Origin of the sequence: Shewanella japonica, assembly GCF_002075795.1 — a bacterium.
Lineage (GTDB): Bacteria > Pseudomonadota > Gammaproteobacteria > Enterobacterales > Shewanellaceae > Shewanella > Shewanella japonica.
The window spans coordinates 2,348,755-2,362,036 of the sequence record NZ_CP020472.1 but is presented as its reverse complement, the minus strand read 5'-3'; the positions used below and the strand labels follow the sequence as shown (position 1 = coordinate 2,362,036).

At 39.4% G+C, this 13,282-nt stretch carries 11 protein-coding genes; 3 read left to right on the top strand and 8 right to left on the bottom strand.

What is annotated here, in order from left to right; all coding sequences use genetic code 11:
- Positions 1–167 precede the first annotated feature (167 nt).
- Positions 168–740, top strand: a complete 573-nt coding sequence (locus tag SJ2017_RS10080; protein ID WP_080915666.1) for a DUF1569 domain-containing protein — start codon at positions 168–170, stop codon at positions 738–740.
- Between the two features lie 18 nt (positions 741–758).
- Here SJ2017_RS10080 and SJ2017_RS10075 read toward each other — a convergent pair whose 3' ends face one another.
- The 7 genes from SJ2017_RS10075 to zwf form a co-directional block, all read right to left on the bottom strand.
- A complete protein-coding gene (locus SJ2017_RS10075) occupies positions 759–1,220 on the bottom strand; it encodes a GNAT family N-acetyltransferase (RefSeq protein ID WP_080915665.1) in 462 nt (153 codons plus the stop codon).
- A gap of 125 nt (positions 1,221–1,345) precedes the next feature.
- Positions 1,346–2,341: a PH domain-containing protein gene (locus tag SJ2017_RS10070; RefSeq protein WP_080915664.1), complete on the bottom strand. Its 996-nt coding sequence runs from the start codon at positions 2,339–2,341 to the stop codon at positions 1,346–1,348.
- A 44-nt stretch (positions 2,342–2,385) separates the two neighbouring features.
- A complete protein-coding gene (locus tag SJ2017_RS10065) occupies positions 2,386–3,123 on the bottom strand; it encodes a class I SAM-dependent methyltransferase (RefSeq protein ID WP_080915663.1) in 738 nt (245 codons plus the stop codon).
- Positions 3,124–3,351: 228 nt separating this feature from the next.
- A complete protein-coding gene (locus SJ2017_RS10060; RefSeq protein ID WP_080915662.1) occupies positions 3,352–3,993 on the bottom strand; it encodes a bifunctional 4-hydroxy-2-oxoglutarate aldolase/2-dehydro-3-deoxy-phosphogluconate aldolase in 642 nt (213 codons plus the stop codon).
- 19 nt (positions 3,994–4,012) lie between these two features.
- Positions 4,013–5,839, bottom strand: a complete 1,827-nt coding sequence (gene edd, locus SJ2017_RS10055; protein WP_065108140.1) for a phosphogluconate dehydratase — start codon at positions 5,837–5,839, stop codon at positions 4,013–4,015.
- A 10-nt stretch (positions 5,840–5,849) separates the two neighbouring features.
- Entirely contained in the window at positions 5,850–6,548 is a 699-nt protein-coding gene (gene pgl, locus SJ2017_RS10050) for a 6-phosphogluconolactonase (RefSeq protein ID WP_080915661.1), read from the bottom strand.
- 10 nt (positions 6,549–6,558) lie between these two features.
- On the bottom strand, positions 6,559–8,031 hold the full coding sequence (gene zwf, locus SJ2017_RS10045) for a glucose-6-phosphate dehydrogenase (RefSeq protein ID WP_055024004.1): 1,473 nt from the start codon (positions 8,029–8,031) through the stop codon (positions 6,559–6,561).
- A gap of 330 nt (positions 8,032–8,361) precedes the next feature.
- Between zwf and SJ2017_RS10040 the strand changes: the two genes are divergently transcribed.
- Positions 8,362–9,216, top strand: a complete 855-nt coding sequence (locus SJ2017_RS10040; RefSeq protein ID WP_055024005.1) for a MurR/RpiR family transcriptional regulator — start codon at positions 8,362–8,364, stop codon at positions 9,214–9,216.
- A 205-nt stretch (positions 9,217–9,421) separates the two neighbouring features.
- Positions 9,422–10,861 (top strand): pyruvate kinase, encoded by a 1,440-nt coding sequence (gene pyk / locus SJ2017_RS10035; RefSeq protein WP_055024006.1) that lies wholly within the window; start codon positions 9,422–9,424, stop codon positions 10,859–10,861.
- 139 nt (positions 10,862–11,000) lie between these two features.
- Here the strand turns inward: pyk and SJ2017_RS10030 are convergent, their stop codons facing one another.
- Complete coding sequence (locus SJ2017_RS10030; protein ID WP_080915660.1) at positions 11,001–13,277, bottom strand: acyl-CoA dehydrogenase; 2,277 nt, start codon at positions 13,275–13,277, stop codon at positions 11,001–11,003.
- Positions 13,278–13,282 lie beyond the last annotated feature (5 nt).

Genomic DNA, 13,282 nt, shown 5'->3' with positions numbered 1-13,282 from the left:
AGTTTTCATTACGCATAAAGAATAACGCTAACAATGTTGAATTTGTTAGCGTTTTTTTATATAGCATTTCTATGATTAGATAATTAGCAAAGCAAGCTATTTGCTGAAATCGTTCACATCTGATTTACTAGTCTACAAAATAAATATAAGACGGTAACTCACAAGCGATGCAGCGTAGATTGGTTTTAAAATCATTAATTGCAGGTGGTGCAGTGTTCAGTGCAGCTGGTATAACTTGGTTTTCTATTTCACCAGAAAACCAACCTCTGACAATCAAGCAGACGATTAACACCTTAAATACACTCCATATGATTTTAGTCACCCAGAGTGAATCCAATTCCGAGTACATATCATCAGCAGGACAATGGAAATTGGGGCAAATATTTGAACACTGCGCCCAGAGTGTTGAATATTCGATGACAGGTTACCCTGAACATAAATCAGCAATATTTAAAAACACCTTAGGCCATATCGCTTTTTCGGCATTCTCAGCTAAAGGAAAAATGACTCATAGTCTTCATGAAACAATACCAGGAGCACCTCAGCTTTCATTAAATCAAGACGTTAGCTATTATTTATTGGCTTTATCGAGACTAAGAAAATCATTAACCGATTTTGAATCTTACGCAGGAACGTTAATGCCCCACTTTGCTTATGGCGCATTAACAAAAGCAGAATATGAACTTGCCCATGTCATGCACATTAATAACCACCTAAGTGAAATTATCACTCGAACATAAAACGAACTTTGGTACTGTCTACAAGTTTAACTTCATTTCTACTAAGGTTTTTGTAAAGCCTACTTTCTCATAGGCTCGAATTGCTGCATCGTTAGCATCATAAACATCTAGATAAAAATCCAAAACACCTTGTTCCTTGCTCCAGTGAACAAGTTTGTCTATCAGACATTTATTAATGCCTTGGCCTCTGTATTCAGACTCAACAAACATAAAGCCTAAATAACAGTGTTTAGCATGATTCAAAGATATTTTAGACTGTCTGATTTGTGCATAACCTGTTGCGATAATGGCATTTTGAATTTCGCCAACTAAAACACAACTAAGTGGGTCTATCAGTAATGATTCTAAATCATAATAAATAGCGTTTTCGGGTTTAATACTCGAATTATAAGGCCTTTCCGCTTGAACCACCTTCTGTTCTAGCTCTCGCAAAATGGCTATATCTGCCAGTGACGCTGTTCTAAAAGTAATATTATCCAATCTTTTTTCTCATCATTTAACCAGTGTCTATTAATTCATTGTGATAGACCATTAAGCTCACCGCGTAGCTTTGTTGATAGTCTACGCAATAATAAAAAATGGGAAACCGATAATGGTTAACTAAGTTAGTTTATCCGATGCTGAACTAGCGAAATCATTTTTTGTGGGCTATCAACACCAATATAAATCTGTTTTGCATCATCAATTTCAGTCTTCAAAACGATGTGGATATTGGGTGCACCACTAAAATTATATCGCTTAACGCCTTTTTGCCTTCTGATCACACCCTGATTAAATTCTATTGTTTTAATATTATCCAACGCAATGGTAAACACGTTAAACAGCCCATAACGTAAATATATCTGGCGATCATTAATCGAGATAGGTCGTCTAGACATGGCTAGATACTCGGCGACAAAGAAAACTAAACTGAGTGCAGTTAACAATGTCACGATATTAGCTGCTAAGGGTGACCAAATAAAATGTAATACTAGGTGCATGAGTGGAATTTCGAATGCAATCATTAATATAAAACCTAGGGAATTAGATTGATTTGTATCTTTTAAATGATAACTGAATTGTTCATCTCCTTCATAAGCACTTGAATGAATCAATCGACTGCAAAAAATAAAGCTCCACACTCTCGTTTCAAAAATAATTAACTTACTGATAGCACTATCACCAATAAAACCTTTGATTGGCTTTTCGATTGCAAAGTCGGGATCAAGCCCCTTGGTTATCGCCTGTTTAATTGCAAATACTACGCAAGCAATAACGCTCAATTCAACGACAATGAAGCCTAATAAAATGAGGTAACGTAGGTCAGTAAGGTAAGGCCATGCAACTTGATACTGATTGGGAATAATGTAGCTACCTGCAGCTACCAACAATGCAAAATAACCAATTGATTTCATTAAAGCTATCTTTTTAGGTTTAATGCAAATAAAACACAGCAAAGGTAAAGTAACACCAATATCAATCAAAAATAACCAATCATTTTTTGACTGGCCGAAATCATTTAGCCAGGTGTCATAATTAAAAAAATGCCACCAGCTTGCAGCCATCAATATCAGAAATACCAGTGGTAGTTTTTCAATAACGTATACGCGCTGTATATTCATGAATGTCCATTTCAATCAGTAAAACTGTCAGTAAATCAATTTATTTACCCTAAACGCTTAAGATACATAAAACAATCTGTAGCTTGTTTCTCACCTTCAATTAAATAGTCTTTTTCGTATTGTTCAATAACCTCAAAGCCATTCTCACGAAATAAATTTGCGACATTTTTTGACGGGTAAAAATACATATGTACTTTATGTCCTTGGGTTGAGGTTTGAGTTTGTGAATAGAACTTATTTGAGGTCATAAAACTGACAAACAAGATGCTGTTATTGGCCATAAACTGAGGCAAGTCAGCAATAAATTGCTTCAGTTCGTGTTGATTTAAATACGGAAAACAAAAAGCACAAATAGCAAAGTGATACTTATTAGATAATAACGCAGTAGAGGCATTACGTACCTTACGCATATCCAACACTTCATAATGAAACAGTGGATTGTTAGCTGTTGCTAAAGCAACCATTTGTTCAGCAAGATCGAAACCATAGACACAAATATCTATGCTTATTTGTCGAGTCGCTTGCCAAGTTTTACACTGCTGGTATAAATACAAACTCACATTACCTGGGCCGCAACCTATATCCAATATGAAAATGGGCTTTGTATAAGTGACTGAGTCAACATCCGAAACTTGATCAACATCGGGAAATGAAGCCATTTTGAAAACATAGTCGCACAACTTATCAAGACTGTGGCTATATAAACTGCAATCCATGTATTTATCTTGATATTGTTGTGCCATTCTATTAAATGTTGCCACACTTTGCGCTGATTTATCCATATGACCTTTATAAGGAATAAAAGAGTAAAACGATGGTTAAGATGCTAACAATTAAACTCTCCCCTAACTTCTAACTCCTAACTCCTAACTCCTAACCAAGTGATATCAACCATTTCAATTTTGAACATTATTTTAATGAATGTGCATTTTAAACATTAGTCTATTTTAACCAATAAAAAACCACCCGAAGGTGGTTTAATTTAACGAATGCTCACTTAAAGAGAGTAATTAAAGCGCACTAATCGCATCTTTACATAACTGGGTAATTCGGTCCCAATCGCCTTGCTCCATAGCATCAGTTGGTGCTATCCAGCTACCACCAATACAATCAACATTGGGTAAAGCCAAATAGTTTTTGTAACTAGTTGGAGTAATACCGCCTGTTGGGCAAAAACGAATATTTGCCAAAGGACCTGAAAATGCTTTTAACGCACCAACACCACCAGAGGCTTCAGCAGGGAAGAATTTGAAATGAGTGTAACCTAATTCCATTCCGACCATGACTTCAGAAATACTCGCAACACCAGGAATTAAAGGTACAGCGCCTTTCATAGCCGCCTTCAATAACCCTTCTGTTGCACCAGGGGTGATGATGAATTGCGAACCTGCATCAATTGCTTGCTGAAGATGTTGTTCGTTTAAAATTGTACCTGCACCCACAATGGCTTCTGGCACTTCTTTAGCAATTAATTTAATTGCTTCTAAAGCGCACTCTGTGCGTAAAGTTATCTCTAAAACACTGATACCGCCCGCAACTAACGCTTTCGCTAACGGTACTGCATGCTCAATTTTATTGATAACCATTACAGGAACAATCGGACTGCGTTTAAAAATATCTTGTGGCTGTATCGTCCAGTTATTCTCAAGCATTCGTTATTCTTCCTTACAATTAGTATTTTTCATCAATGGCACTGGTACAGCGAGCGCCGGTTTCAGGACCACTTAAATTACTTCGTAAAGCACCAAATAATTCACGTCCCATGCCAAAACTTGAATGATGTAAATCGACTTTAGCAGCTGTCCTAGCGGCTAATGTTGCATCGTCAACTAAAAGTGTTAGTTCACCAGTATCAGAATTAACACGAATTACATCGCCGTTTTCAATTTTTGCAATCATGCCACCGTCTAACGCTTCTGGTGTTAGATGAATAGCGGCAGGCACCTTGCCTGACGCACCTGACATGCGGCCATCAGTCACTAGTGCGACTTTAAAGCCTTTATCTTGTAGCGTACCTAAGTAAGGGGTTAACTTATGAAGTTCTGGCATGCCATTGGCTTTAGGTCCTTGACCTTTAACCACGACAACACAGTCCTTATCTAACTCACCCGCTTTAAAGATAGCGTCTAACTTGTTTTGATCGTCAATAACAACTGCTGGCGCTTCAACAACACGATTAGCAACTGGCACTGCCGATACTTTAATAACAGCTCGTCCGATATTACCTTTGAGCAATGTTAAGCCACCATTTGATTGGAATGGTGTATCAATATGGGTTAACACTTCTTTGTCTAAACTTTCTGTTGGGCCTTCAACCCAAATCAGTTCGCCGTCGACCAATCGAGGCTCTTGGGTATATTTACGTAAACCAAAGCCTGCAACTGTATTAACGTCTTCGTGTAACAAGCCGGCATCCAATAGTTCTTTAACCAATAACGCCATACCGCCAGCGGCATGGAAATGGTTAATATCAGCATGGCCATTAGGGTAAACACGAGCAAGTAAAGGCACGTTTGCAGAAAGTTCTGAAAAATCATCCCAATTGACAATGATCCCTGCAGCACGAGCAGCAGCAACTATATGCATGGTTAAGTTGGTAGAACCACCTGTTGCCAATAGTGCGACGATGCCGTTAACAACTGATTTTTCATTAACGATTTCACCAATTGGACTGTATTGCGTTCCCATTGAAGTTAAACGACATACCTGTTTAGCTGCCATTGACGTTAATGCATCACGTAACGGATCATCTGGGTTAACAAATGACGAACCAGGTAATTGAAGCCCCATAACTTCGAGCATTAATTGATTTGAATTTGCAGTACCGTAGAAAGTACACGTACCAGCACTGTGGTAAGAGCTAGATTCAGCTTCTAACAATGCTTCTCTATCAACTTTGCCTTGAGCGAAAAGTTGGCGTACTCGCGCTTTTTCTTTATTAGGAATACCCGATTTCATTGGGCCAGCTGGCACAAATAACATCGGTAAGTGACCAAAACTTAACGCACCGATCAATAAACCCGGCACGATTTTGTCACAGATACCTAATAATAAAGCGCCATCAAACATATTGTGAGATAACCCTACAGCAGTCGACATCGCAATGACTTCACGGCTAAGTAGACTGAGTTCCATACCAGGTTGACCTTGTGTCACACCGTCACACATCGCAGGTACACCTGCGGCAACTTGAGCAACACTGCCTACTTCCTGACAGGCTTTCTTTAAGAAATTTGGATAATCTTCATATGGCTGATGAGCCGACAGCATGTCATTAAATGCTGTAACAATACCAATGTTAGCTTTAGTAAATTGACGTAATGATTCTTTATCTGCAGGCTGACAAGCAGCAAACCCATGGGCTAAGTTACCGCAGCTTAAAGCACTGCGGTGTACGCCTTTTGCATTAGCATCGTTAAGAGCTTCAAGGTATTTCTTACGTGTATCTTTGCTTCGTTCGATTATTCTATCGGTAACAGCTTGAACTACTGAGTGCATAATTGACTCCTTAAGCGCTATAGAACACATCAACGGGCGTTTTACGCTGCGCTAATACGGCTCTAATAGGCATTTCGTTCACATCGTCATTTTGTAATGCTTGGCGATATACGGATAATTTAGATTCACCAACAAGATGAAGATAAATCTGACGACTGTTTAAGATTGCCCCTTTGGATAATGTGATGCGGGGATGCGGTGCTGTTGTCGGATTGACAGCTGCGCATAACAAATCAGTCGTAAAAGCGTTTTCAAGTTCAGCACTGCATGGGAACCATGAGCATGTATGCCCATCTGTTCCCATACCTAATACCACCACATCGAAAGGCTTTGGAAAGTTAGCTAATGATTCAATGGTCATTTCGCAGCCCTTTTCTGGACTATCGAACATGTTTTTCAAACCACGAAACTTAGCACTAGCAGCACGGTTTTGTAGAAGGTGCTCACGGACTAGGCGCTCATTAGAGTCTGCTTCTTCAGCATCAACCCAACGTTCGTCAGCTAATGTAATGTAAACATCACTCCAATCAATTGCTTTATTACTAAGTAATTTAAACAGTTTTAACGGTGTAGAACCGCCTGATACTACAAGACTGGCTTTACCACGACTATCAACAGCATCTTGCAATTGATTAGAAATTTTCTCTGCTAATTTAGCTTCTAAATCAGCAGGAGTATCGAATGATTTAAATACAGATTCTTTAATCATGACTCATTCCTTATTCGTCCCAAGAGCGACCGTCTTTAGTGATCAGTGCAACTGAAGCAACTGGGCCCCATGTCCCTGCTGGATAAGGCTTAGGTTTTTCACCGCCTTTTTCCCAAGAGTTCATGATGCCATCAACCCATGTCCACGCTTCTTCAACTTCATCACGACGAACAAATAAGGCTTGATTACCTATCATGGCTTCAAGTAACAAACGCTCATAAGCATCAGCAATACGTTCATTTTTGAAAGTATCGGTAAAACTTAAATCAAGTTTAGTAGTTTGAATGCGCTGCTTCTCTTCAAGACCAGGCACTTTATTCATCATTTGGATCTCTACACCCTCGTGAGGCTGCAGACGAATGGTTAATTTATTTGGTGGCAGGTTGCGCATACTGTCACGGTATAGATTCAATGGTGGGTTTTTAAAATAAACCACAATTTCAGAACTCTTGAACGGCATACGTTTACCGCTGCGCAAGTAAAATGGCACCCCAGCCCAACGCCAGTTATCAATATCAACACGCAGTGCGACAAACGTTTCAGTATTAGACTTAACATTAGCGCCCTCTTCTTCAAGGTAACCAGGAACAGGGCTGCCTTTTAAGAAACCTGCGGTATATTGACCACGTACGGTATTTTCAAAAACATTGTATGGCGTAATTGGACGAAGAGATTTAAGTACTTTTACTTTTTCATCACGGATGCTGTCAGCATCAAGATTGACAGGCGGATCCATTGCAACCAGTGTCAGCACTTGTAATAAATGGTTTTGAATCATGTCACGCATTTGACCAGCAGTATCAAAGTAGCCCCAACGCCCTTCGATGCCCACTTCTTCAGCAACTGTAATTTGTACATGATCAATTGTTCGATTATCCCACTTTGACGCAAATAGCGAGTTAGCAAATCGAAGTGCAATTAGGTTTTGAACGGTTTCTTTACCAAGATAATGGTCAATACGATAAACTTGGTTTTCGTTGAAGTATTCAGAAACTTTGTCGTTAATGACTTTTGATGATGCTAAACACGTACCGATTGGTTTTTCTAAAACGATACGAGTGTCAGGATGGATGAGGTTTTGTTCATTTAAACAGCGACAGATATCGCCAAAAATAGAAGGAGGCGTTGCGAAGTAACTAACCATGACACGTTTTGTTGGTTCTAATAGGTCATGGAATGCTTTGTAACCTTCAGCTTCTGTAAAATTAGTCCCTATATAATGACAACGCCCAATAAAGCGTTCTAAGGTCTCTTCACATAATTCATCTTTTACAAAGGTATTTAATGCTTTTTGTACTAACGCGATAAATTCTTCTTGAGTGAAGGCATCTTTTGCAACGCCAATCACTTTAGTGTCTGTATCTAACAGGTTAGCTTTATCTAGTTGATAAAGCGAAGGCAACAATTTACGTCTCGCGAGATCGCCCTTTGTACCAAAAAGCACAAAATCGCAAGCTTTAGCCCCTGAAGTTGAGTTACTCATTGCTCTACATACTCCTTTATTTTGTGTGATTCACCTTACGAAATTTAAGTATCCGACGATTTAAACCACACTTTTGTTGTAATATAACAACAGAATTAGTTTTGTGCATCTATAATTTGAAAATAATCCTTTGTTTTGTATCTAGCATTATTAACATAAAACCTGATAGTATTTTGGTGATTAAATTACTTTACTATCTTAGTCTAGTTACAAAACAACGATGAAAAGTGACTACATTTTGTTTTTAGAGGGATAAAAATTACTTCATTTCCTCTCAAATTGTAATTTATGATATAAAATTACATCATCCATTTTAGCGGACAATTGCTTATGAATACCCTTGAAAAGGTGCAAAAGAGCCTGACACAGTTTAGTAAGTCAGAGCGTAAAGTGGCAGAAGTTATTTTAGCTTCTCCTCAAACAGCTATCCACTCAAGTATCGCTACCCTTGCCAAAATGGCTGACGTCAGTGAGCCGACCGTAAACCGCTTTTGCCGACGACTGGATACTAAAGGGTTCCCTGATTTTAAATTACATCTTGCTCAAAGTCTTGCTAATGGTACGCCATACGTAAGTCGACATGTAGAAGAAGATGATTCACCTGAGTCGTACACAACAAAAATCTTTGAGTCTTCAATGGCATCCCTTGATACCGCACGTCAAAGCCTTGATGTGGTTGCTGTCAACAAAGCCGTCGATATTCTCACTCAAGCAAAAACAATCTCATTCTTTGGTCTTGGTGCCTCATCATCTGTTGCACATGATGCTCAAAATAAATTCTTTCGTTTTAACGTCCCAGTAATTTGTTTTGATGATGTTCTCATGCAACGTATGAGCTGCATTGGTTGTAATGAAGGTGATGTTGTTGTGTTGATATCCCATACAGGCCGTACTAAATCATTGATTGAAATTGCACGTATCGCACGTGAAAATGGTGCTGCAGTGATTGGGATTACAGCACGTAATTCCCCACTGTCCCATGAATGTACGTTGCCTGTAACCATGGAAGTACCAGAAGATACCGATATGTACCTACCCATGGCATCTCGTCTAGCTCAGTTGGTCACTATCGATGTTCTCGCAACTGGATTTACCCTAAGACGTGGACCTCGATTCCGTGACAATTTGAAGCGAGTTAAGGAAGTATTGAAAGAATCACGAGTTAATAAAGATCTTACTATCTAAATATTTCTGTTGAATGACACTTCCAAAAGGCCGAACAGTCTTGACTGTTTGGCCTTTATTTTCTGTAAATATCGAATCTGTCACAAAAATAAAACATTAAAAATGACCTTTTTGTTCGTAACTTTCCTACAAAATACTAAAATCTCTGTTAATATAGTTTCATATTTGTACCGAATTCTTTTTCTTAATATTAACGGAGTATCTTATGTTCCGCAGAACTAAAATCGTTACAACACTTGGTCCAGCAACAGATCGTGATGACAACCTACGTAAAATCATCGCAGCCGGCGCAAATGTTGTACGTCTTAACTTCTCACATGGCTCACCAGAAGATCATTTAAAACGTGCTACAGACGCTCGTAACATCGCTAAAGAGTTAGGTGTTCATGTTGCAGTTCTTGGTGACTTACAAGGCCCGAAAATCCGCGTTTCTACATTTAAAGATAACAAAAAAATTCAATTGAATTTAGGTGATACCTTTATCTTAGATGCTGATTTAGCAAAAGGCGAAGGTGACGAAAAGCAAGTCGGCATTGATTACAAAGAATTACCAAAAGATGTCACCATTGGTGATATTTTGATGCTGGATGACGGTCGAGTTCAACTCAAAGTTGAATCAGTTGAAGGTAACAAGGTATTTACCTCTGTCACTGTGGCCGGTCCCCTTTCAAATAATAAAGGCATCAACAAACAAGGTGGCGGCTTAACTGCCCCAGCACTAACTGATAAAGATAAAGCTGATATTTTAACTGCAGCTCAAATTCAAGTTGATTACTTAGCTGTATCTTTCCCACGTACAGGTGCTGATTTAGATTATGCTCGTAAATTAGCAGAAGAAGCCGGCAGTTTTGCATTGATCGTTTCAAAAGTTGAACGTGCTGAAGCGGTAGGCACTGACGAAGCAATGGATGACGTTATCAAAGCATCTGATGCTGTAATGGTTGCACGCGGTGACTTAGGTGTTGAAATCGGTGATGCTGCCCTTGTTGCTGTTCAAAAGAAACTAATTAAACGTTCTCGTCAGTTGAACAAAGTGGTTATTACTGCAACTCAAATGATGGAATCTATGATTTCAAGTCCAATGCCAACACGTGCAGAAGTCATGGACGTTGCTAATGCAGTTTTAGATGGCACTGATGCAGTTATGTTATCAGCAGAAACTGCAGCAGGTGATTTCCCAGAAGAAACTGTACTCGCAATGGGTAATGTTTGCGCTGGTGCAGAAAAACACCCTTCAGTGATGTCTTCTAAGCATAGACTAGACCAGAAGTTCAATTCTATCGAAGAGACGATTGCGCTTTCAACTATGTATGCAGCGAACCACCTTGAAGGTGTTAAAGCGATTATTAGTTTAACGGAATCTGGTGAGACAACTAAGTTGATGTCGCGCATTAGTTCTTCTTTACCTATCTTTGCTCTGTCTCGTCACGAAAAGACATTAGCTAAATTAGCTTTGTTCCGTGGTGTATTGCCAGTTAAATTTGATTCAACAGCTGTACCTGCCGATGCATTAGCATCTGAAGCGTTAAAAGCAGTCGCTAAAGCGGGTTACTTAAAATCAGGTGATATGGTATTGATGACTAAAGGCGATGCGATGGAAACTGTCGGTGGCACCAATACATGTAAAGTGCTGGTTGTTGCATAATTCTGGCATCGCAAATATAAGTTAAGTTGGTCTGTTATAAAATTAACTTAGCAAATAAAAGTATAAAAAAACCACCTCAAAGAGGTGGTTTTTTATTTGTGCTTAAATCGTTTTTTAGCAGGCTAGTTTCATTAGCACGCTATAGACTTTCAAAGTCATCAACATTGATAGCAGCTAAACGTTTGGTATCTGCATCAACAAGTTGAGCATGCTCTTCATCATTGATAACCCCTTTCTCTAATGCTTGAGCAAATAACGTTAATGTAGGCTGTTTAGGCGTTAACTCTCCGGCCTTTTGCGCTTTCTTTAATCGTTTAAATAACTGCTTGCAAGCGTATTTAGCTAAAAATGCTTGTTCGACTTCTGCTATGCCGCTCTTATCACCTTCAAATTCTGCACATAAGAAAGTAATTCGATCACGAGCAGGAGAAGGTTGTAAGAAGTTATCAGCTAACACTGTCGCTTGCTTATCCGTTGGCGCATTAAAATGATTGCCTAATGGGAATATCACTAGCTTTAATAAAATGCCCACAAACTTACTCGGGAAGTTACGGATAGCTTGTTGCAATGCTTCAGCAGCTAAATGGAGGCGCTGTGTCATCACATAATGAACAATCGGCAAATCATCTTGTTGACGACCATTATCTTCAAATTGCTTTAACGTCGCTGACGCTAAATACAACTGACTTAATACATCGCCCATTCGTGCAGAAATCATTTCTTTACGTTTCAGATCGCCACCCATGATCAACATAGATAAATCAGTCATGATAGCTAAACCAGAAGATAAACGGCTCATATCACGGTAATACTGCTGTGTTGTACCACTCACTGGCGCTGAATTCGTTTTACTTGCTGTTAGCGCATTAAAAAACGCCATAAAGCCATTACGAGCAGCATAGCCCATATGTCCCATGAGTAAAGCATCAAATCGGTTGATAGCCGCTTTTTGATCTTCCATTGCTGCTGTTTCCATTTCAGCGAGCACATATGGATGACAACGGGTTGCACCTTGACCAAATATCATTAACGAACGCGTTAAAATATTTGCCCCTTCAACCGTAATTGAGATGGGACTTGCCATATATGCATGACCAAGATAGTTTTTAGTACCCAGCTGGATCCCTTTACCTGATTGAATGTCCATTGCATCTTCAACTACATCACGACCTAACTCAGTCATATGATATTTAGCAATTGCTGTAACAACCGAAGGTTTAACTTTTAAATCAATTCCTGTCGTAGTCAAACAACGTGCAGCTTCCAGTTGATATGTATTGGCAATAATACGTGCTAAAGCTTCTTGAACACCTTCAAACTTACCAATTGGCATGCCAAATTGTTGTCTTACAAAACTATAAGCTGTAGTCGTCTTAGTGGCCATATGACCAGAAGCGGTCGCCAGCGCAGGCAATGAAATACCACGCCCAGCTGATAAACACTCAACAAGCATTCGCCAGCCCTTACCTGCAAATTGTGGCCCACCAATAATCCAATCAAGCGGAATAAACACATCTTCGCCACTTGTCGTTCCGTTCATAAATGCCATCATTAACGGGTTATGACGACGACCAATTTCTACACCTTGGTGATCAGTCGGAATTAACGCACAAGTTATACCTAAGTTAACTGTATCACCAAGTAACCCATCAGGATCGCGCATTTGGAATGCTAAACCAAGCACTGTCGCTACAGGTGCTAGTGTGATGTATCGTTTATTCCAAGTTAGGCTTAACCCGAGTGTTTCTTCACCATTAAACTCACGGCGACAAACAATACCAGAATCAGGAATAGCACCAGCATCCGACCCAGCCTCAGGACCTGTTAATGCAAAACAAGGTAACTCTTCACCTTTAGCAAGCGCTGGTAACCAACGTTCTTTTTGCTCTTGAGTGCCATAATGCGTTAGTAATTCACCTGGGCCTAATGAGTTTGGCACCATAACGGTTACGGCAGCACTAATACTGCGCGTGGCAATTTTACTGACAATGGTCGAATTGGCGTATGCAGAAAACTCTCGACCACCAAACTTTTTAGGAATGATAAGTGCAAAGAAGCCTTCTTTCTTAAAGTAATCCCATAATTCAGGAGGTAAATCTTTACGGTTATTAACAATGTCATGATCATCAATCATGGTGAGCGCTGTCATGACTTGATTGTCGATAAAGTCTTGCTCATCTGCCGTTAATTGAGGTTTGCCATAATTGTGAAGCATATTCCAATCAGGTTTACCGCGGAATAACTCTCCTTCCCACCAAACATCTCCAGCTTCCATGGCTTCTTTCTCTGTACTGGACAGAGGGGGTAACACTTTTTTAAAGAAGCTAAATACAGGTCGCGTGATAAAACGCATACGTAAATTTCGAACACCAAATAGCACTAGCAGTGCTATTAATACGAGTATGAGGACAGTCATGTTAA